18 protein-coding genes are annotated in these 23633 nt (G+C 28.1%); all 18 read right to left on the bottom strand.

Going from position 1 to position 23633, the window contains the following annotated elements:
• Nucleotides 1-6: 6 nt before the first annotated feature.
• The 18 genes from SMONO_RS00570 to SMONO_RS00485 all read right to left on the bottom strand — a co-directional run bounded on the left by SMONO_RS00570 (nucleotide 7) and on the right by SMONO_RS00485 (nucleotide 23584).
• The gene (locus tag SMONO_RS00570; protein ID WP_101780416.1) at nucleotides 7-1620 is read right to left on the bottom strand and encodes a hypothetical protein; all 1614 of its coding nucleotides are present in this window, start codon (nucleotides 1618-1620) and stop codon (nucleotides 7-9) included.
• Nucleotides 1621-1704: 84 nt separating this feature from the next.
• On the bottom strand, nucleotides 1705-3600 hold the full coding sequence (locus SMONO_RS00565; protein ID WP_101780415.1) for a hypothetical protein: 1896 nt from the start codon (nucleotides 3598-3600) through the stop codon (nucleotides 1705-1707).
• A 39-nt stretch (nucleotides 3601-3639) separates the two neighbouring features.
• Nucleotides 3640-4533 (bottom strand): pseudouridine synthase, encoded by an 894-nt coding sequence (locus SMONO_RS00560; RefSeq protein WP_101780414.1) that lies wholly within the window; start codon nucleotides 4531-4533, stop codon nucleotides 3640-3642.
• Between the two features lie 13 nt (nucleotides 4534-4546).
• Entirely contained in the window at nucleotides 4547-5515 is a 969-nt protein-coding gene (locus SMONO_RS00555) for a CPBP family intramembrane glutamic endopeptidase (protein WP_101780413.1), read from the bottom strand.
• An 81-nt stretch (nucleotides 5516-5596) separates the two neighbouring features.
• Nucleotides 5597-6073: a PTS sugar transporter subunit IIA gene (locus tag SMONO_RS00550; RefSeq protein ID WP_101780412.1), complete on the bottom strand. Its 477-nt coding sequence runs from the start codon at nucleotides 6071-6073 to the stop codon at nucleotides 5597-5599.
• Nucleotides 6074-6124: 51 nt separating this feature from the next.
• Nucleotides 6125-6685, bottom strand: a complete 561-nt coding sequence (locus SMONO_RS00545; RefSeq protein WP_101780411.1) for a DNA-3-methyladenine glycosylase I — start codon at nucleotides 6683-6685, stop codon at nucleotides 6125-6127.
• A 43-nt stretch (nucleotides 6686-6728) separates the two neighbouring features.
• On the bottom strand, nucleotides 6729-8447 hold the full coding sequence (gene ptsP / locus SMONO_RS00540; protein ID WP_101780410.1) for a phosphoenolpyruvate--protein phosphotransferase: 1719 nt from the start codon (nucleotides 8445-8447) through the stop codon (nucleotides 6729-6731).
• Nucleotides 8448-8530: 83 nt separating this feature from the next.
• On the bottom strand, nucleotides 8531-9196 hold the full coding sequence (locus SMONO_RS00535) for a hypothetical protein (protein WP_101780409.1): 666 nt from the start codon (nucleotides 9194-9196) through the stop codon (nucleotides 8531-8533).
• 2 nt (nucleotides 9197-9198) lie between these two features.
• Nucleotides 9199-11244: an ABC transporter ATP-binding protein gene (locus SMONO_RS04335; RefSeq protein WP_101780408.1), complete on the bottom strand. Its 2046-nt coding sequence runs from the start codon at nucleotides 11242-11244 to the stop codon at nucleotides 9199-9201.
• A 94-nt stretch (nucleotides 11245-11338) separates the two neighbouring features.
• Complete coding sequence (locus SMONO_RS00525) at nucleotides 11339-13201, bottom strand: hypothetical protein (protein ID WP_101780407.1); 1863 nt, start codon at nucleotides 13199-13201, stop codon at nucleotides 11339-11341.
• A complete protein-coding gene (locus SMONO_RS00520; RefSeq protein WP_101780406.1) occupies nucleotides 13202-13954 on the bottom strand; it encodes an ABC transporter ATP-binding protein in 753 nt (250 codons plus the stop codon).
• A 15-nt stretch (nucleotides 13955-13969) separates the two neighbouring features.
• A complete protein-coding gene (locus tag SMONO_RS00515; protein ID WP_101780405.1) occupies nucleotides 13970-16012 on the bottom strand; it encodes a hypothetical protein in 2043 nt (680 codons plus the stop codon).
• The gene (locus tag SMONO_RS00510) at nucleotides 16012-16758 is read right to left on the bottom strand and encodes an ABC transporter ATP-binding protein (protein ID WP_101780404.1); all 747 of its coding nucleotides are present in this window, start codon (nucleotides 16756-16758) and stop codon (nucleotides 16012-16014) included. Before SMONO_RS00510 ends, SMONO_RS00515 begins: the two co-directional genes overlap by 1 nt.
• A gap of 100 nt (nucleotides 16759-16858) precedes the next feature.
• The gene (nrdE, locus tag SMONO_RS00505) at nucleotides 16859-19024 is read right to left on the bottom strand and encodes a class 1b ribonucleoside-diphosphate reductase subunit alpha (RefSeq protein WP_101780403.1); all 2166 of its coding nucleotides are present in this window, start codon (nucleotides 19022-19024) and stop codon (nucleotides 16859-16861) included.
• Entirely contained in the window at nucleotides 19011-19484 is a 474-nt protein-coding gene (gene nrdI / locus SMONO_RS00500; protein ID WP_101780402.1) for a class Ib ribonucleoside-diphosphate reductase assembly flavoprotein NrdI, read from the bottom strand. The genes nrdE and nrdI overlap by 14 nt, the downstream gene beginning before the upstream one ends.
• A gap of 3 nt (nucleotides 19485-19487) precedes the next feature.
• A complete protein-coding gene (gene nrdF / locus SMONO_RS00495; protein ID WP_101780401.1) occupies nucleotides 19488-20510 on the bottom strand; it encodes a class 1b ribonucleoside-diphosphate reductase subunit beta in 1023 nt (340 codons plus the stop codon).
• A gap of 552 nt (nucleotides 20511-21062) precedes the next feature.
• Nucleotides 21063-21326: an HPr family phosphocarrier protein gene (locus SMONO_RS00490; RefSeq protein WP_020836037.1), complete on the bottom strand. Its 264-nt coding sequence runs from the start codon at nucleotides 21324-21326 to the stop codon at nucleotides 21063-21065.
• Nucleotides 21327-21412: 86 nt separating this feature from the next.
• Nucleotides 21413-23584, bottom strand: a complete 2172-nt coding sequence (locus tag SMONO_RS00485) for an ATP-dependent helicase (protein ID WP_101780400.1) — start codon at nucleotides 23582-23584, stop codon at nucleotides 21413-21415.
• Nucleotides 23585-23633 lie beyond the last annotated feature (49 nt).

The following is a 23633-nucleotide window of genomic DNA, read 5'->3' as shown; positions in this document are numbered from 1 at the left end:
TCCTTATTAAAAACTAACTCTTGAATAATGTTTTATAACTACAACCTCTTCGTTTTTTTCTTTTAACCCCTTACCTTTTATTGAATATGGCAATGAGTTTAATGTTGCAAACAACAATACTAAAAGTACCATACCATTTGTTTCAAACATCTTTGGATAGAAGGTACTAATAAATCTAACAGAGATTGGATTATAAAATGTAAGATAACTTATTAAAAATAAATCCACAACACTCGTTAATAGATCTGCTTTTATTTTTTTTCTAAAAAATACTCAAACCAATGAACCTGCCAATAATGACATGGATATTATAAATGTTAATAGTTGTTGTGCAATATTGTTTTTTATAACAGACATTCAAATATATAAAATATTTAGTGAATTGTATTCTTCCGAAATAATATTTTCATTAAACGCAAGAATAAACGCTGTAGATATTGCCATAAAAAAGATTGGAACTATAAGAACAGCAAATGTGCTTCTGTTTTCTAAAAATAATTCAAACTTAACAACAAAACTATAATTTTTATTCATTAGGTATGCTGTCATAAACATAACCAAGAGTATTGAACCAAATATGATAATTTGTATATACAAACCTAAAATAACATTATAAAAAATGAAGCCAACCATCGGGAAAAGAGCAATTTTCAAAATATCTTTTGTGAAGTTTTGTGTAAACTTTCTTTGTATTGTAAAAATAAATGCATACAACAAAAACAAAATTTGATATGAACTATCTCAAGAGAAAGAAATATAACCCCCTAAAATCAAACCAATTAATATTGGGTTGTGTCTTTCTCTATTATTAAATGTTGTATACCTTAATAGCAATGTTGTTGCATAAAATATAAGGTACAATAAAATCATTTCTCCACCAAATATTGAATATCCAAGTTTTCAAAAAGCCATTCGAGTAAGAATAAAAATAACTAAACTAACACTAAATTTAATAACCCTTTTTTTAAATTTATCATTTAATCCAAATGATTCATAAAATGTAAAGAATATCGAAGTAATTAAGAAGGCATCTAAAATTACAGTTAAAGGTATAATTATATCCTTATATTGATAAGGCTGAGCATTAACCATCATTATAGTAGATAGTTGGAAACTATATCAACCTTGAAAAGGTTTAAATCCAAGAAAATTAAATAATGTTGAATTGTTAAAAAAAGAAACTGGATTGTCTTTTAATCAATATAAAATAGCCAAGGTATTTTTGTGTCTACTAAAGTTTTCTGTAGATATAAATTTAATTGAGACAAAATCTATTGCAATAAAAATAAAAACAACACCAATAAAAAATAATGAATCCACTTTAAATACATTAGTGTTTAATCAAAATCTCATAAAAACAAAGCAAAATAGTAAATAAATTACAGATATTGCAAATATGTAATAAATAAAGAAAGTGTATGGAAGTACGGAAATAAGTTGTAAGGGGAATGTACAAACAGATAAAAAGGTGAAATAACTAAAAAAACCTGTAGCAATTGCTACAAAGTAATTCTTTATTTTAAATTTGAAAAGCTCTATTGCAATTAAACCAGATGTATAGAACATGAATAAGTACAATGTTGAGATTCCAAATGCTATAAATAATGAAGTTATTGCCATATTCTCACCTTTATAAATTATAGCACCTCAATAGAATTTAACTATTCTTAATGATTAAATAAAAAAATCGAATTATATCGATTTTTACTTACCTTTTAAAACATAAATATTTTCATTTTTAGGATTTATATTAATTTCAGTTGATTCATTAATAATTTCACTTTTAACTGATGATTCTTCTATACCATACATAGCTTGAGATATTCTTTCACTATTATCAACTATTTCATCAACGTCAATTCCATATTCTTCAAATCTTTTTTTTCTTTCTTCAGCAGATTTTTTTAATATTATCCTTTGCACTATTGGCAAGTTTTTAACCAATCCATTAAAGGCTTTTGCATTTAATATGTATGAAAATAATATTAGTGAGAACATTGATATAAGAATTGAAGCAAAGAATAAACCAATCAATGGCGCAATAGTTGCTGTTGAAGAAGTTGCCTGTTCAATGTTTAATCATTTATTTATTAAAGTTATATTAACTACAGCCGCCAGAACAGTTGGAACAACGAGTATTAGAAAGTTATTTAAAACATGCTTTTTACTTGAATTATAAGTTACATATTTTCAAACATAAACTCATAAATAACCATATCTAAAAACCAAGCAAGCAAGCTTAATGGAGTACATGGTTGTGATTCCAATAACCAAATTTTGAGCACCACCAACACCAGATATAACAATTATAAATGTTGCTAAAGGGGCAATAATTATATAAGTAATACCGATAATGTTTTGAAATTTAGATACTTCTCCATATCTACCCTTTGCTTGAATCAAAGTCATTTGCCCATCACACAATATTGCAAATGCAGTAACACCAGCATATAATGTCGAGAATATAGGGGTGTGAAACATAAAAGTTAATGCATTTTTTGAAGGTTCTGCAAGAGACGTTCCTGATGGATCTATATTTTTTCAGTATAAAGCACTAACAAAATAAGGGGAAAGTATAGACATATTTATAAATGTAAATGCAGCTATTAAGTATGTATATAATTCATATTTTGCATAACTATCTCAGTTTATTCTTCCTCTTTTTGCAACCAATGTTACAAAAAATTCTCTAAATGATACAACAAAATTTGTCATAATTAACCTAACATTTAAAGCAACAACCAGATAAAGAGATAAAGCAGATGAAACGTTCAATCCTAAAATAACAGAAACTATTGCTATATCGGAGTTTAACAATAATGTTCCCCCAAGCGTTGATCATGTTATTTTTGTTTGTGTTGTATTTAATTTGAAACTATTAAAATCTTTGTAATATTTAAGTCATAAATATTTCTTTTTAACATATAGATATATCAAAAGACCCTTTATTGGCGAATATAGAAGAGTTGGTATGAATGGAATTATTGGATTATTAACTTTAGCTAATAAAAAGAATGTTAAACCACTTACAAAAACATCTGTAAACAATATTGTCATTCTTCTAATGACGTTTTTATTATCAGCAATAATTATTGCTTCATAAACACTGAATCAATAAGCTGAAGCAAAGTTTTTTGTTCCAAAAATTAAAGAAACAAGTATTAATTGTCAGTATGCAGCAAAACCAATATTTGTTTCAATACCAGGGTTTTCTCAAGTTCCAGGATTTAATATATTTTGACCTTGAGAACTAATTCCCGCATATAAGGGATAACCAATTGAAGTTAAAGTTACTAAAACAAGACCAACTATAGCAGATCTTTTGTAACTTTTTTTTGCAGTAGAATATATCTCGTTTGCACTTATTCAATCATTATTTACCAATGGTTTAACAAGCAGGATTGAAGCTGCAATACCTAATGCACCTTCTGCGGTTGCTATAATTGCAGAAAAAGATGTAACCAAACGTATAAACCCGTTAAACTCCGTTCCAAATTTTTCCAAAACTCAATACATAGTCAAAAATTGAATTATGGCGTTTAGTGTAGAGATTGTTGTACCAACAATTATACTAAAAATACCTTGTCTTGTAGATAACATATTCAACCTCCTAAAACGTACATTGTAATAATTTTAACATTAAAATTTATATTTTGATTTGTATTCAGTACCATTTAGATAAGCCAAATGTTCTTCAAAATCATTAAAAACCAGTTTGTAAGCAATTAAATCAATTTCTCTTAGGTGACTTCTTTTTGCTCCATATCTAAAATCTTTACAAATTGGTGCTTTATAAAAGTCACAAACAGCTCTAATTTGGTGTTTTCTACCTGTAAGAATTTGTATTTCATAGATGTTATTTTCAGGATCAATCAAAGTATTTATTTGTTCTACTTTTTTAGTGTTATTAAATTTTTCAATTCTAAATCTAGCTTTTTGATTATCATTATCATACTTAATATAACCATTAACCTTTCCTGTTTGTAGGTTTTGGTTTTCTGTTTTCGCTAAGTAAAGCTTAACAAATTTACTTTTATTATTTAACTCTTTTATAAGAATATCCAAAGTTATTTTGTTTTTAGCATAAACAACAAGACCCTTTGTTAATTTGTCTATTCTATGAACATGACTTATAACAAAACTATTTTCTTCTTCTGGTTTGTATTCACCCTTATTTTTTAAATAACTTTTAACCATTTGATCTAGATTAATATTTATAGGAGAATGAACTTCTAAGTTGGGTTGTTTGTCTACAATTAATATATTTTCATCTTCATAAACTATCTCTAAATCAGAAAAATCCACTTCAACGAATTGGTCTCTTTTTTCTGCTTGACTACTATCATAAATAGTTATTTCATCATCTAACTTTATTTTTACTTTAGTATCTTTTATTCTTACATCATTTATTTTTATTTTACCTTTTCTAAATCACTTATAAATGATTGAGAGATTTGTTGATTTAAAGTTCTTTTTTATAAAATTAAAGATCGTCTGATCAACATCGTTTTGATTTACTTTTATTACTGTCATAAGAGACTCCTTTTTAGTTAATTGCTATAATTAATATAAATGCCAATAAATTATTTAATAAGTGTATTGTCCATGAATAAGTCATATTACCTTTTGTGTAAAGAAATATTCCAGACAATATAAATCCAGCTGCACTGTAGCTTAATATGTGTTCAAAATCAAATGCAGGGCCATAATGAATGAATCCAAAAAACATTGCACTACCCACAAATCCTAACCATCTGTTTGAAGCATTCAAATTAAAACTATTTCTCATACAAATTTCTTCTGCTAGCGGAGCTGTGACTACCGTTAGAATAAATAAAGGAATTATGTAAGCTATTCTTATAGTTTTCCCATAGTCACCATTTAAAATACTTTTTAAAGCTTCTTGGTTGCTACTTTCACCCAATCCAAATCAAAGTGTTTCTATTAATCAATTTATTATTATTGTCACAATAATAGATAATAATATTAATCCAAATATCGATACAACTAGTAATTCTTTTCACTTTGTTTTAAAGGTTTCTATAATTCTTTTAAAAATCTTCCTGTCAAATTTCAATACCAAAGCTATTATTATGATTTCTGTGACAATCATAGTCACAACAGAAACAAACGAATTCACAACCCCTTTATTTTCTTCGGTTAATTCAAAAATAGCTAGAGTTATAGAAGAAATTAAAACCCCAATAACTTGCGGAGCTAAAATAAAAATATATATTCATAAATAGCCACCTTTAAATAATCCATTTTTATTTCTAATACAATTAAAGATTAATCCTACGCAAACAGAAACTAAATATAATATTTGAAAATTAATTTTACCTTGTTCACCTGGCTGTATAAAACTAACCATTATAGACAATATAAAAGGAATTATTAAAACTGTTGACAAAAATATCATTCCATCAGTTTTATAATTCAATATATCAAATCTAAATTTTGCTTCTTCACTTAAATCAAAGTGCTTTGACCTAAAGTCATTGTGTTTTGTGTTCATAATTTTCACCTTTATTTATTTTACTACTTTTAGCTAAATAAAAAACAAAAACCCTTTAGGGTTTTTGTTAAAATAAAACAATTATTTTACTTGTGCTATTAGGTCACCTTTTTTAACTTTTCCTGTTTTTACAATTTCAAAACTTCTTCCACTCATAGAGTCTGTTGTGAATATTAATGGTGTGTGCATTGAAGGAACTTTAGAAGAAACATTTTTAATATCAACATTAACTAATAAGTCTCCTTGTTTTACGTTTTGACCTTGTTTTACGTTAATGTCAAACCCTTCACCATTTAATGAAACTGTATCTAACCCGATGTGTAATAAAATTTCTACACCGTTTGAATTAGCTATTCCATAAGCGTGACCACTTGGGAAAACTGTTACTAATTTACCATCGATCGGCGCAACAAATTCTCCATTTTCAGGAACCAAAGCCAATCCGTCCCCTAACATTTTTTCTGAAAACACTTCATCTTCAACTTTTGAAAGATCTATTACTTCACCATCCACTGGAGCAAATACATCTAAATTTTTATTTTTTGTGAATAAACCCATAAAAAATACCTTCTTCCCACTTTTATTTTACAATAAAAGTTAACAATTAAGTTATAAATATTTTGCAAAACATTCATTTAAATGGTCGTTTATAATTCCTGTTGCTTGTAAAAACGAATACACAGTAACAGGCCCTAAAAATTTAAAACCTCTTTTTTTGAGATCTTTTGAAATCAGAATTGATAAATTTGTTTTAGAATTTATGTCAGACATTTTATCAACTTTATTTACTATTTGCTTGTTATCAACAAAACTTCAAATATATTTATCAAAGCTTTTAAATTCATTTCTTACCTCAATAAAACTTTTAGCATTTTTTGAAAAAGATTCTATTTTTAGTTTGTTTCTTATTATTCCATCATTTTGCATTAGTTCGTTTTCTTTTTTTAAATCATAATTTGCCATTTTTTCATAATCGAAATTATCTAAAGCTTTTCTGTAATTTTCTCTCTTAAGGAGTATTGTCAATCAACTTAATCCTGCCTGCATTGTTTCTAATATTAAAATTTCAAAAATTAACCTATCGTCATGAGTTATTTTAGCTCATTCATTATCATGATAATCAAGAAGTTTTTCATTATTACTTTTTCAATCACATCTTATTTTTTTCATATTTCTCCTTTTGACAAAAATAAAAAGGGTGGTACCCTTTTTATTATTTATCTTTCATTAAATCTTTAACTAGTTTTAATACTTGATCAGTTGTTTCGCACTCAAGTGCTTTATTAGCTAAATCTTGAGTTTCTTTTAAAGTAAGTTTTGACATAATACTTCTTGCTTTTAGAATACTTGTAGCTGACATTGAGTATGCATCTAATCCCAATCCCATTAATAAGGGAATTGCATCAGGTTCTCCAGCCATTTCTCCACACATACCAGCTCATTTACCATGTTTGTGTGCTCCATCAATTGTCATTTTTAATAATCTTAAAATTGAGGGATTGTATGGTTGATATAGGTAAGTTACGTTTTCGCTCATTCTATCTGCAGCCATTGTATATTGAATTAAGTCATTTGTACCTACAGAAAAGAAGTCAGCATGTTTTGCAAAGTTTTCTGCATTAACTGCAGCTGCAGGTATTTCAACCATCATACCAATTTCTAAATCATCACCAATTTTATGTCCTTCTTTTTCTAACTCTGCTTTACAATCTAAAGTAAACTGTTTTGCAGCTAAGAATTCGTCTACTGTAGCTATCATTGGGAACATAATTCCAACCGGACCAAATGCGCTCGCTCTTAATAAAGCTCTAATTTGATCTCTAAAAATATCTTTTCTATCTAAAGTAAATCTAATAGCTCTATATCCTAAGAATGGATTCATTTCTTCAGGGAATTGGAAATATGATAATTTTTTATCCCCACCAATATCTAAGGTTCTAATTACAGTAAGTTTTCCATTCATTTCTTCTACAACTTTTTTGTATGAAACAAATTGTTCTTCTTCTGTTGGGAAGTGATCGTTATCCATGTATAAGAATTCACTTCTAAATAGACCAACAGCTTCTCCACCATTTTCTAAAACAGCTTCAACATCTTTTGGACTACCTATATTTCCTTCTAATACAAAACCATCAAAACCATCTTTTGTAAGTGTTGGTTGATCTTTAAGTTTTTGTAACTCAGCTTTTTCTTCAGCAAAGTTTTTAGCTAAATTTTCTCAATCAGTTTTGTTTGAAGGATTGATTTCAACATCTCCTGTTTCACCATTTAGTGCTAAAACATCACCTTCTCTTACATCATGTAATATTGTTTTTAAACCCAATACCGCAGGAATTTCTAAACTTCTCGCCATTATAGCTGCGTGACTAGTTCTTCCTCCAATATTACATGCAAATCCTTTTACAAATTTAGGATTTAATTGTGCAGTTTGTGAAGGTGTTAGGTCTTCAGCAACAATAATAACTTCCTCAGCAATTGTTGCCAAATCAGCAACTGGCATATTCAAAACGTATCTAATTAATCTTTCAGTTACGTCTTTAATATCTGCAGCTCTTTCTTTGAAATAATCATCTTCCATTGCTTCAAACATGGCGATGTATTTATCTGCAACTTCTTTAATTGCTTGAGCTGCGTTGTAGTTATTTTCTTTTACCAAAGAAGTAAACTCTTCAGCCATTGCGGGGTCTTCCAATATTGAAGCGTGAGCTTCAAATATAGCAGCCTTTTCTTCACCAAGTTTTTCTTTAGCAATAACTTGTAAATTTTCTAAGTCAGTTTTTGCTTTTTCAATTGATGAAGTTATAATTGATAATTCAGAATCAACGTTTTTAGTTGGCTCTTTTGATATTTTGATTGGTTGTTCGTCAAGTATATATACTTTAGCAATTGATATACCGTTACTTGCACCAATACCTGTTAATTTGTTAGACATTGATATAACCTCCTGTTAAACATTTATATTATACACAATTATCACTTTTAAAGGTTAAATTTTAAGGTATAAAAAAACAGCAATTAATTTGCTGCTTGATTTTTTTTAGAAATACTTACATATTTAGTTTTTGTTTCAACAAACACGTTATAAGCAGACATTGCAATCATTAATGCAACACCAATTATAAGCACCGATTGTTGAACAACGGTTCTTCAGTTATATCCTCAAGTTTTAAAACTTTGTCCTTCACTTTGAACCCATCTGTTTTTATTCATAACATCAATCCATCCAAAATAACCTATTCAATAATTAACAACCAGAATTAATAAAACAATTGAAGACATCAATACAATTGAAGCATTAGCAGTTCTTCTTGTTTTACCAACTAAATGTATTAATCTGAAGTGATTTAAGGTAAATGATAATGGTATTATAAATCACAAAACATATGCAATTAAGTTATATTTAGCAATTAAAGCATATACATGGCTAGTTTTATATACAACAACAATTGGATTGCCATTTTCACCCAAAGGTTTTTTGTTAAATATTTCTCTAATGTATCCTAATTCTTTTGATCTATCCGATAAAGAAAATAGTTTAAATGTTATTGATCCATCTTCATTTGTGAATTGATAACCCATAAAAACAGCAAGGAAAAATGTTAGCAAAGTCACAACTATAATTAGGTAAAAAGTTGTTTTTCAATTGTTTGAAGGATTAAATATCTTATTGAAATTTTTCATAACTATTTCTCCTCCTTGCTCACTTCATATAGTTCTTTGAATAATCCAGGCTTTTTGATTAACTCATTAAATGTTCCTGTTTGTGCAATTTGTTTATTAGTATCTAGAACAAATATTTTATCGTAGTTTTTAATTGTACTCAATCTGTGAGCAATTGCGATTGTTGTTTTACCAACGATTAGTTTATCTAACTCTGCAGATATTTCTTTTTCAACTAAATTATCCAAGGCACTTGTTGCTTCATCCAGAATAATTAAACTTGGATTTTTTAAGAACATCCTTGCTATAACCATTCTTTGTTTTTGACCACCACTTAATTGTTTTCCTCTTTCTTGTAAGAAAGTATTGTAGCCTTCTGGAAGATCCATTATTAAATCGTGAATTTTTGCTTTTTTACATGCATCTATAATTTCTTCATCAGTTGCATCCATTTTAATATATCTTAAATTTTCTTTTACTGTTGCTGATAATATTTGTGGTTCTTGATCGACATATCCTATACTATCCATTCAGTTTTTTAAATTAATGTCTCTGATTTCTGATTTACCATTTATGATAATTTTTCCACTAAACTCTTCATAGAATCTCATAATCAGTCTTGTAACAGTTGATTTACCACTACCAGAAGGTCCAACAAACGCATATGATTTACCTTGTTCTAAAGTAATATTTAAATCTTTTATAACTGGTAAATCAGGATTTGATGGATAGGCAAATGAAACATCTTTAAATTCTATAGAGTTAATTTGACAATCTTCAATTTCCACAGTGTCTTCTTTTTCAACAATATCATTTGTATCATTGATAATATCTCCAATATTTTGTGATGATTTATTTGTCTCATTAATACTTTGTAAAATTGTATTTAGTTGGAATATTGGCGTAACCATAACAAATGTTCCAGCTGTAAAAGATGAGAAGACAGTAATTAATTTTTGTGTATTGTCTCCATAAACAAATATACCAAATATCATTGATGAAAGAGTTAAACAACCCATTGCACCAACAATAATACCTGGAATAATTGATATTCCAAAGTTTAACTTTTTGTTTGTTTTAGTATTTTTAGCTGTTTCAATATTATTATCTTCTGTTTCTCTATCTCAACTACCACTTGATTTAACTAGTCTTATTGAAGCAATTTTTTCTGTAATTTCAGAATCGTGTTTTGACCTTGCTTCAATACTTTTTTTCATAGGTTTTGAGATACACAATACGGCAAGAACAGCTAAAATTAGTACAAAGAAGATTAACGCAAACATTAATAAAGCGATAATTGTGTCGATATAAATAAGCATAGCTACAGAACCAATTGTTGTACAGATAATAAATACAATAATAAGCGGAGCAACTTTTAATTGATTAGCTATATTTTTAACATCTTTAACTATTGTCTCAGTAATTTTACCCTGTGAATTGTTGTTGTAAAATTCAATGTTTTTATTTAATAAAGATTTAACTAATTTGTTTTTTAAATCACTATTAGCATCTTCTCCAATTTCACCACACAAGCAGTAAGCTACATAGATAATTATAATAATCGCAGTGATACTTCCCAATAAAACTCCAACCCATTGCATTTTGCTTACAGACAAGAACATAAATGTCGTTCTAACAACACCAGCCTCATCAACAAATACATAATCAAAATAGTGTTTTTGTAAAACAATATTAATAACATCATTTGATATTTGATTTGTTGCTAAAAAATCCTGCAATTTTTTAATATCCTCTGGAGACAAGGTAACACTTGCTTCTTTTAATACTTGAATAACAATATCCGATAACATTTCTGGATTTTTAAATGTGCTTAGCATTGTTTCTGCAACAAGAATTGCAGTAACTTGCCTTGTAACAAGGATGTTAAAAACCGAAATAGCTGAAGCTAATGCTATTAAAAAAATAACAGCAATTGCTTTAGCTTTATATTTTTTTCAATAAAAAAATCAAAGACCAAAGAATCCCTTACTTTTTTTAAAGTCAGTGGATTCTGTTAAATTAACTAGATACTCATCTTTTTCGTATCTGACAAAAAAGTTATTTTCCATATAATTTTCTCCTAGTAATATAAATTATATCTTAAATAAAACAACTTTTAAATGTACTAATTTAAATAAATAAAAAAACACTTAGAGTGTTTTTTTATATTTTTGATTTTCTAGATCATAATAGGTAAATTAAATACATTGATCCAGTACCAATTAATAAATATATCAAGAAAGCAATAGGTACTAAAAATCCATTATTTTTTTCTAATTTAACGCTTTCAAATATTGGCTTCAAGGGTGAGTTATTTTCCATTTCTCTCGCATCTACAGAAGCTAAATCAATAAGATTTTTGTAACCAGTTGTTATACCAGTGTAACCAAAAAGAGAATCTTTAAATAACATATCTTTTATAGTATTTGAACCAAATAACTGTGAATGTATTGTTGAAAAATGTTGAAAAATGTTGAGATTATTTTTTAATATTGACCCATTAGTTCATTCTTGATAATTTTCATAAGCCTCTTTAGGGTCTTTAAAAGTTGAATTTCAACTGTTACCCCTATAAGTAAGTTCGGCTTTAGAAACCATAGAAGATATTCATGATTCGGTTATTATATTGTTTATTATAAGCATTTCTGGATATCTTTTATAAACCTTATAAATTTCTTTGTTTTGATCTTCTTGTAACAAATAATTAGAGTTTCTAAAATCACTTATAAATATGAAGGGTTCTTCTGTTCTTAAATTTTTATTAGAAGGTATGATGAATTTATATTTTGAGTAAAAACCATCAACTCATTTTAGTAAGGTTTTATATTTTTTTGTTTGCTCTTGCTTAGCTAATCAATTTAATAAAGGTGATATATCATGAAATTTACTATCACTACCATATTCATCCATAAACCCACCCATATAACCAGGCAGCGAAAGGGGTGGTTTATTATTGTCTGATTTCATGCCCTTTTCAACAGTTTCAAAAAGATCATTTAATAAATAATAAATACTTGTATCTATAATCGGATTATATTCATTTGATTGTGCACCATCTTTTGGATTTCCTTTAATATTAAAAGCTCCACCCCATAAAGCGGCGTTATAATAAGGATTTCTGAAAGAATAGTCAAAATAAATAGATGTTGATTTTAAATTTCCTTCCATTCCAGCAACAATCAAATTATTATTTAATTGTTTTTGTAAGATTGAATTGCCCTCGTCATCCTCATCTATAAATAAAGCCTTTATTTCTGAAGTTTGGTCATCTTTAACTGTTTTATAAAAAGAATTTCCAATTTCCAATTTTAAATTCGTTCTAGCAACAAGAGTGTTATTCTCTGTTTTTTGATACTCAAATAATGTACCCATTGATGAAATCATTCCTGAAAAAACCAATAACATTGTTATAAATACATTTAGCATAATACTTCATGCTATAGAACATATTATTGTAATTAGAAAAACAACAGGTGTTCATACAAAACCTATAAAAAAGAAGAATATGCAAGTACTTATTATAACAAGTGATAAAGAGTTGAACTGAAAAACAATGTTTGTTGATAATGCAATTTTTAAAAGACTGTTTGCTAACGCAAGAGCCATTGTAAAAGTCATAAATACATATCATCTTAATAAGAAAGACTTTTTGTAACTCATCCCAGATCTAATTTCAATATTTTGAATACCTTCTAGCAACTGTTTTTTAATCAACTCAGATGAAAGTATTATCATAAATACTATAAAGAAAAATATTTCACATATAAATTGAACAGATACAATTATTAAACCAATTGAAGAGGCTCCATCAGGACTGTTCATAGTTGAACTTACAATTGAAGTCATTGTCAGTGTTACCAACAATGAAATTATTGCCATTGCAATAACAGCTTTATTTCTTACTAATCTTTTCAAATTAATTAAATACAGTGTTCTAAAACCATTAAATTCATTTGTTCTAGAGCTGCTATTATTTGGTGATTTTTGTCTTGACATTTTTTTCAAATTTAATTTAACTTCTGACACTTAAATCACCACCCTTTCCTTAGGGTTATAAATTTCTTTTAATAGTTTTTCTTTGTTATTTTTTTCAGCCATAACCTCTTTATATAAAGCGGCAATAGACTCGGTCCTATTATCAAAGTCTTTTTCCATCACAACTTCTCCATCACGAATAAAAACAACATAATTAGCAACTTCTTGAAGTTCTTCAAGAATGTGACTTGTAATTAAAATTGTTACTCCGATTTTAGAAAGTTCATGAAGAATATTCATAAATGATAGTTTGGCTTCTACATCAACATTTGCTGTTGGTTCATCAAAAACTATATATTCAGGAGTTCTCACTAGAACACTTGCCATAATCGCTCTTTTCTTTCAACCAGCACTTAAACTTTTAATTTTTTTATTTATATAAGGCTCTAAAGAAAGCATTGCAAATATTTTAGATGCAGATTCTTGGGCATCTTGTTTTGACATTCCGTTAACAGCACAAACATAAGAAACGTAATCTTTTACTTTCATATTCAAAGGAACACTATTTGAGTCTGGAAAGAAAGCTATTCTTTGTAGATTTTCTTCTTCAAAAATATTCTGTCCATCCATTAGGATTTCTCCTTGTTCTAATTTTAGTTCACCAAAAAGAGCTTTAATGGTTGTTGTTTTTCCTGCACCATTATCCCCAACAAATGCAACAACAGAACCTTTTTTTATTTTGAAACTTACTTGATTTATAACAAAACCACCCAAATCTCTTGTAATATTTTTTATTTCAATCATTCTTAAAGCTCCTTTCTATAATTTTGCCTTTTTGTTAAATACAACATAACCAATATAACCAAGCGGTGATATCAATACAATATAAACAAAATAAGCTAACGGTATTAAAAATAATGTTTTGGTTTTTATTTTTGTTGTTTTATAAGCTGGTTGCATTGCTGCATCAGCTTCTCTATTTGTGTAACTAAAGTTTTCAAAATCAAATATATTTGTCACTGTATAAAATTGACCTTGATAAAATACTTCATTTGAAACATTGAAAAGATCATTGTACAGTACATCAGAAAATAATCCTGTAGACATTGCTGCAAAGTGTCTGAATATATCAGTTTTTAAAGTGTTAGAAGCAACTGTTGTGTTGTAATATTCATATAAAGATGAATCCAATTCATCAGTTCTGTATATATCAAAATCCATTGCCATTCTTCATAAACTTACAATTAGTTGATTTAATATTGTAAGTTCAGGAAAGCTTTTATAAACTTTTGCCATTTCATCATTATGAGATTTTGCTAACTCATTTTTGTATCCCAAACTACATCTATCCCTTTTGTTAGGTGCATCAACTTCATCAAAATTGAACGGATCACTGTAATTAGGATAATTTCCTATTGTATAAAGTTCTTTTCAAGAGTAATAATTATCAATTTGAACTCCTCTTGAAGATGGTATTAAAGCATTATCTAGGATATCATTGTATGAAGCTTTATAACTTGAACCAGAACTTCAATACCTACCCTTGTAATAAGCATCAGCTAATATAGATCTATATTGGTTATAGAAGTTTTGAATAAATTTCAGTATTCCAGAATATTCAGGTAATTGCCTTGAAAGTTCTTTTACCAAATTATCTATATCCATATTTTTTCCATCAATTCTATTCATTCAATAGTAACTTGATTTCTCAATAAATAAAGTTGGTATTTCTCCACTATTATTACTTGAAAAGCTATCTTGATTTTTTAAAACAGCTTCATTAATAGCTTCCAAAAGCGGTCATATAGGTGTCTCTTCAAGTAGATATTCTTGTTTACTTTCTACTCCATTTTCTTCAAAGACATTATAGTTATAGTAAACTTGTCCAAAACCTAAATTTTTAGTTAAGATATGACTTGCTTTTGAATTTTCAAACTTAACAGAAGAAGAAGCCCCATTCATTTCGACACTGTGTCTCAAAGAAAAACCTTCCATTTTATAATTTTCGTCATATATACTTTTGCCATCTTCTGTATATTCAGAAAGAGGATCTAAAGTAGCTTTAACATATTCATTAATTGATGTTGTTGTTTTTGATTTTCCAAAACCATTATCATCATTAAATAGTTCTTCATTTCCTTTAAAGCTGTTATAAAATTTAGATCCTGAAATAATTCTTATATTAGTATTATAATTTGTATCTCTTTCTTGAAATAGTAAATAACTAAATGAGGCTGTGATTGGAGCCAAAGCTATAGCTATCATGTAAACCATAGCAAACATTGTTGCCATAGAAGTTTTAAACATAACCATAACAACTGTCATGATCATAGTTGAAAAGAAAGCAAGGAAAGTTAAGAAAAATACTTGTGAATAATGTAAATTAAAGAATAATTTTGTGTTACCAATACTCATTGCATTTAATACTATTGTTATTGCAAGAGAAACTCCAATATATACAAGAGAAGTAGAAAAAACAATTAAAACTCTTATTAAATAAGATTTTCAAGTTTTAAAACCAGCTCTTAGTTCAATAGAAGCTATACCATCTTTTACCTGCTTTTTAAATAAATATAGTGAGCTTAACAAAATATGAAATATCAATGTGCTAGATCCCAATGTGTATACAAGTATTTTGTAAGTGCCATATTTATCGGCAGAACCTGCCACTATTATTTCTGAAAACTCTAATATAAAAAATAGAGTAACTAAGGAGGCAAATAATATACCACTTATTATTGAACCAACATCTCTAAGACTTAATTTTAAATTAATTCTATAAAGTAGAAAAAAGTTTTTTACTTCTTTTTGAAAGTTTGAAGTACTTTCTTCTCTCTTCACTACATTCAAATCCTTTTTCATTATCTTTTATTCCTTTTATTATATAAATCTCTTAATACATGTAAATCTTTTATGGGTTCATTCATATGTCTTTTATAAACGTCCATTATGTGTTCTTTTGATTTGTCAAAATCACTTGCATAAACAATTTGTCCCTTTTTAATTAGTACAAGATAGTTGGCCAATTCTTGAAGTTCTTCAATGATATGACTAGTAATTAGAATGGTTATTCCTACTTTTGATAATAATTTAAATATTTCCATAAAATATAATTTAGATTCAACATCCACATTAGCTGTTGGTTCATCAAAAATTATATATTCTGGTGATCTAACTAAAACACTTGCCATTATAGCTTTCTTTTTTCATCCAGATGAAAGCTCTTTTATTTTCTTATCTTTATAAGGTCTAAGTTCTAATAATCTATATACATTATCAATACTTAAATCCGTTCTTTCCTTATTCATATTATTTGCAGCACAAATATATTGTAAATATTCATGAATCCTTATATCTAAAGGCACATTATTTGAATCTGGAAAAAAAGCAACTTTTGACAAGTTGTTATTTTTAAATAAATCTTGTCCGTCAATTAAAATTTCTCCACTATCTAGTTTAAGTTCACCAAAAAGAGCTTTAATGGTTGTCGTTTTTCCTGCACCATTATCCCCAACAAATGCAACAACAGAACCTTTTTTGATAGTAAAACTAACATTTTCTAATCCAAAATTCCCCAATTTTCTGGATATATTTTTTATCTCAATCATATTTTTATCCTCAATAAATATTATAACCTATTATGCTTTTTTTTTTTTTTTTTGAAAAAAAGCAATAAAAAAAGCAAAAACTTTTATAGTTTTTACTTTTTTATATTACACAAGCATCACATTCGTAGTTTTCACTGTCTTCAAGAACTTCTTGACGAACTCTTACGTAATATATTGATGCACATCCTTTTTTGAATGCTCTAATATATGCTTTGTTTAAATCTCTTGTTGTTGCTTGGTCTGTCATAAATAATGTTAATGATATAGCTTGATCAACGTGTTGTTGTGCTGCAGCTACAATGTCAATAATTGGATCTGGTCCCACTTCATATGCTCCAAGTGAGTAATAACCCATGTTGTCAAAATCAATTTTATAAGCAGGAACATAAACTCTTCCAAGTTTTCCTTCTTTTCTAACTTCGACTGGAGCAACTACAGGTTGTAAGCTCGGTGTACATGATGATAAGTAACTAATTGATCCAGTTGGAGCAACAGCCATCAAGTGTGAGTTTGCTAATCCTGTTTTTTTAATTTCTTCTGCTAAATCAATTCAATCCTGTTGAGTAGGGATAGTAACATTGTTTTTATCAAATAAGTTTTTTACTGTATCTGATTCAGGAGTTCATTTATTTTCTTCACATTTTGTATATTTATCAAAGAATGAACCGTCTGCGAATTTAGAAATATTAAATCCTGCAAATGAACCAAATTCTTTTGCCAATTTATTTGAAGCTTTAAAAGCATGAAATGCCATTGTGTAGAAGAACATATTTGTAAAGTCTACAGCTTCTGGTGAATTATAGTAAATGTGATTTGTTGCTAAGAAACCATGTAAGTTCATAGCACCTAATCCAACAGCGTGATTATTTTTATTTCCATTTTCAATTGAAGGAGCACTTGATAAATCACTGTTTCTTGAAACGTGATCTAAAGCAAGAATTGAGTTATAGATTACTTCAGAAAACTCTTCTCCACTTTCCATTGTTTTTGCAATATTCATGCTTCCCAAGTTACAACAAATATCTTCTCCAGTTTTTGAAAATGATAAGTCAGCATTAAATTCACTTGGTGTTGATACCTGTACAATTTCACTACACAAGTTACTCATAACAATTCTTCCAGCTACTGGGTGAGCATTGTTGTTATTTACAGTATCATCAAACAATAAGTATGGATATCCACTTTCAAAATGTAATTCAGCGATAGCTTGGAATAACTTTCTTGCATTAATGTAAGTTTTTTTAATTTTTGGATTATTTACCATGTTTTCATATTCTTTAGTTACCGAAATATCTGAGAATGGTTTTCCATAAACTTTTTCTACATCATAAGGACTGAATAGTGCCATTTCTTTATTTTCTTTTGCTAATTCAAAAGTAATATCCGGAACAACAACTCCTAATGATAAAGATTTAATTCTTATTTTTTCATCAGCATTTTCTCTTTTTGTATCCAAGAATGACATGATATCTGGGTGGTGAACATTTAAGTAAACGGCTCCAGCGCCTTGTCTTTGTCCTAATTGGTTTGCATATGAGAATGAATCTTCTAAGATTTTCATTACAGGAATAACTCCTGTAGCTTGGTTTTCAATATTTTTAATTGGTGCACCAAATTCTCTTAAGTTTGTCAAACACAAAGCAACTCCTCCACCACGTTTTGATAATTGTAGTGATGTTGTAACTGCTCTTGCAATTGATTCCATGTTATCTTCTACTCTTAATAAGTAACAAGATACATATTCTCCCCTTTGTTTTTTACCAGCATTTAAGAATGTTGGAGTTGCAGGTTGAAATCTTCCTAAAATAATTTGTTTTAAAATGTTTTTAGCTTTTTCAAAGTTACCACCAGCTAAGAATAGAGCATTTGAAACTACTCTATCTTCATAGTTTTCAAGGTATTGTTTACCATCGAAAGTTTTTAATCCATAAGCATTAAAGAATTTTAAAGCTCCCATAAAACTTGGGAATTTAAAATCGAATGAATATGCATATTTTGTTATTTCATCGATTTGTTCGATTGTATATTTATTGATTACTTGATCATCATAGTATTGATTTGTTACTAAATAATCAATTCTTTCTTTTGTTGACCCAAATTTCATCATATTTGGTTCAATGTGCTCTTTCATGTACATTTCTGCTGCTTGAATATCTAATTTAAAATTGTCTTGACCTGGAACAAAAAGTTTTGCTCTAGCATTTAATTTGATATATTCATCAGATTCATTTGTACCAGAAAGATTTTTGATATTATCTTTGTTCATTTTCTTTTCCCCTTCAGAAATCTTCTAAGATTTCTCTTATAGTGTCAACATCATTTTTAGTACCTAATAGTTCAAATTGATATAAAAGAGGAACACCTAATTTCTTAGAAATGATAGGTCCCGCAATTGCAAAGGTGTCACCAAAGTTGGTGTTACCAGAAGCAATCACTCCTCTACATAAATTCCTATTAGTTTCGTTATTTAAAAATTTAACTACTTGAGGTGGGACGGCACCTTTAGTGTCTCCACCTCCCCCGGCATATGTCGGAGTAATTAATACGTATTCCTTATCCACAATTAAATCTTCGTCTAATTCATAAGGAATTCTTGCGTCATTTACATCTAATTTATCCATAAATCTATGGGTGTTGTTTGAAATTGATGAAAAGTATACACAAAATACTTTTCCCTTCGGTCTCACAATATCTTGTCCAGATATTTTGATAACGTCATCGTGCATTTATTAGAATTCTCAGTCTTCGTCTGAAGTTTCTTCAGTTACACCCATTACATATGATGATCCATTTCCTGAGAAGAAATCATGATTTTCATCAGCTCTAGCTGATAATTGAGTGAAAATTTCAGGCTCAATTCTTGTTTCTTCTTCTGTAAATGGTGACTCGTAACCTAAGTTTTGTAAGAATTTTCCAGCATTATATAAACTGAATCTTACAGCATCTTCTGCTATTCCGAAACCATCGTATAATTCATAAAGGAATTTATTTTCTAAATCTATCAACTCATATAATAGATCGAATACAAATTTTTTCATTTCTGCTTGTTTTTCAGGAGAAAGCTTTTCAACTTTTCTTTGGTATTTATAACCACTGTAGTAATTGTGAATAACTTTATCTCTTAAAATTAATCTGATTATGTCAGATGTATTTGGTAATTTACCCCTAGCTGATAAATAAAATGGTAAATAGAATCCACCATACAACAAGAATCCAGGCATAAGTGCTGCTGCAACTTTTGATTTTAAAGGATCGTTTCCTACATAGTAAGGAATTAATGCTTTAGCTCTCTCTTGCAAACTATCACAGTTAATAACCCATTCATGAGCTTCTTCTATTTGTTCACTTGAACATAAAGTTGAAAAGATTGTTCCATATGATCTCGCATGAACAGCCACCATGAATGCAAAGTTAGTATAAACAACTTGTTCATGGTCTGTCAGTGAGTTTTGTACTTGAGCAACATCTCCAACTGTTGCTTGAATTGTATCTAACAATGTAAGTCCAGTAAAAGTTCTTGTAATTAACTCTTGTCATTCAGGAGTTAAAGTTTTTCAAGATACTAAATCGTTTGAAACCGGTACTTTCTCTGGTAATCAAAAGTTTTGTGTTGCTCTATTTCATACTTCTAAATCTTTATCATCGTTCATAACGTTTCAGTTAACTGATCTCATTCTTCCATTAAATTTGTTTAATGCAAATTCAATTGGTGAAAGTGAATCATAGTAATATTGATTTTTTTTCTTTGCCATAAGTTTATTGCCTTTCTTTTTTTAAAAACTACCCAGTTTTTTGAATAGTTGGTGCGTTTTTAACGCCTTAATATTATGATTGATAGTAATTTGGGTTGTTAAAAATGATAGTTTGAAAAACATATCATTTCACAAAATTTTACGCGCATTAACTGCACTTTTAGTGAAACAAAAACACGATGATTGTATCGTGGCTAAAATATTATTTGTAAATATTATCTTTTATAGCCAGTAAAAGATTTATATAAAAGAATTGGCATCTGACTCAAATTCTAATAGATCATTAAATTTCTATTTCCTTATTACAGGTGCTGGTACAGTTTTGGAGTTTCACCAAATTTCCGCATCTTTTTTTTGTGAAATTATGTTTTCATTTCTATATTGTTATAACTAAAAAAAAGAAAAATACCATATTTTTTTGAAAAAAAATAAATTTATTTTTAGTAATAAATAAGTAAAAAAAGCCCTTAAATAAAGGGTTTTTAAAAATAAATGTGGTTAAAATGTGGACAAAATGTGGACAAAAAAAAGTCCGTAGGACTTTTAATCAAATTAGATAATTGAGTTATCTTTCATTGCTTTTTCAATTGCTTCAATAGCTTCGTTTTCGTCTTCGCCATTTGCTTCAATTGTAATTTCAGCACCTGTTTTAACTGCAAGTGCCATTACGTTCATAATTGATTTTAAGTTACCTTCTTTATCTCCACATTTGATTTTAATTTCTGATGCGAATTTTGAAGCTTCCTTGGTTAAAACTGATGCAGGTCTTGCATGTAATCCAACCGGATCAATTACTGTTGCTGTAAATGAAGTCATATCTTATCCTCCTTAACAATATTATTGTATATAAAAAACTTTTATATACAAGAAAAACATTTCACTTTTTAGTGATTTTCCAAAAGTTATTCCATTTTTTCTCACGAAGAGCTGTTAATAGGAATCATTTTAACCCCTTGTTTTGGATCTACAAATGCTACAGATATATATTTATCTATAACTTTTACAACAGTTCCTATGCCAAACACCATATGATTAATTCGGTCTCCCTTAACCACTCCAGCTTCTAGTTTTGATGGTTTTGATTCTAAACTGGGTTTTCCTTTATATCCACTTGAAGTTTCTGTATTAGAGTGGAAATAGATACTTTTTTCAATTTCATATAAATCAGGATTTAATTCTTGAATAAATCTAGAAGGTCCTAATTCACCACTAGAAATATATGAATACTCACCAGAAACATAAGAAACAAATAACATTTCTTGTGCTCTGGTTATAGCAACGTAGAAAGCTCTTCTTTCTTCTTCTAAACTTTCGATTGAGTAAAAACTCATTTTAGAAGGAAATACATCCTTGTTTAACCCAACAATAAATACAACTTTATTTTCCAATCCTTTTGCAGAGTGGATTGTAAGCAATGTAACTTTGTTAATTTCAACTTCATTATCTTCATCGCTAGAAAGCGCTTCTTCTTGTAAAAAACTTACAGCTCTATTTAATTCATTTTCACCCTCGTTGTATGAAATGTCATATTTCTCCATTTGATCGTAATATGCTTCTAAGTTTTGTAAAGATTCTATATCTTCTTTATCCTTTAAATCTAATCTATCTTTATAGCCAGACTCTTTAACCAACATTGTTGTCAACTCTAAAAGACTTCTGTTTTCTTCAAATAATTTTCTAGCTTTTATTAAACAATTTATTAGTTCATTTAAGTTTTTAGATATTGAATTAACTTCTTGTTGGTGTTGAGTTAGGAAATCGAATAAATTTAAATCAAATTCAAAAGCTGCTTGTTTTAGTTTTGAGGCAGTTACAGCACCAACTTTTGGAGTGAAACCAAATATTCTATCCATTGCCAAATCATCTTTAAAAACCACAACTCTTAGTAGTGAGGTTACGTCCTTAATCACTTTTCTATCTCTAAATTTAAAACCACCAATTAAATGGAATGGTATCTTTTGATTTTGAAACTCTTTTTCGAACTCTTGAGATCAAGCATTTGTTCTATACAAAACATAAATATCAGAGTATTTATAATTTTGTTCTTCTATTAGTTCTTTAATTTTTTTAGAAACAAACTTGGCTTCAAAATTTCTTGAAGCAACTTCTTTAACCCTCACTATTTCTCCTTCCTTTTTTTGAGTGAATATATCTTTTTTTTCTCTATTTTTATTATTATCAATAAAATCATTTGCAATATCCAAAATAGGCTTTGTTGATCTATAATTTTCAGTTAACATAATAGTTCTTGAGTTTTTAAATTCATCTTTAAAGTTTAAAATAATATTTACTTTAGCTCCTCTTCAAGAATAAATGGTTTGATCGGGATCTCCAACAACAGTTAAATTATTTCTAGAACCAGTAAGTCATTTTATTAGATCAAATTGTGTATAGTTTGTGTCTTGAAACTCGTCAACTAATATATACTCAAATCTATTTTTTCATTTTTCTCTAACATCAATATTCTCATTAAATAATTTATGAACTTTTAGAATTAAATCATCAAAATCTAAATAATTTTTCTCTGCTAAATATTGTTCATAGTCTCTATAAGCTTTTGCTCATTTTTTTTCAGCAATATTAAAAGTTTCTTCATAAGCTTCTTCTCATGTTAATTGTTTAGATTTTCAATTACTTATTTTAGAAAGAATCTTTTTTTCTGGTTTAGTTTTATCGGATGTAATATCCAAATTTTTTATTATATCTCTAATGATTTTACCTTGGTCAGCTCCGTCAATTATTGTAAAATCTTTAGAAAGGCCAATGTATTCACAATCTTCTCTTAAAACCCTTACACAAAAAGAGTGAAATGTTGTAATCATTGGATTTCTATCTAAATTGGGAATTATTTTTTTTACTCTATCTCTCATTTCTTGAGCAGCCTTGTTTGTAAAAGTTACTGCGAGAATTTTTGATGGAAATATTTTTTCTTTTTCAATTAAGTACGCAACTTTTGTTGTTATAACTCTTGTTTTACCACTACCAGCTCCAGCAATTATTCTTAATGGAACATCTGTTGTGATAACTGAATCGAGTTGTTCGTCATTCAAATCTTTTAGTAAATTTTCTATCATATAATAACTCCTATAACTTTTCTATCATATCAATTTTTTATTTATTTTT

This window comes from Spiroplasma monobiae MQ-1 (assembly GCF_002865545.1).
In the GTDB taxonomy this organism is placed as follows: Bacteria; Bacillota_I; Bacilli_A; order Mycoplasmatales; family Mycoplasmataceae; genus Spiroplasma_A; species Spiroplasma_A monobiae.
Note: the sequence above shows the minus strand (reverse complement) of the source record. Positions and strands in the feature narration are given on the sequence as shown.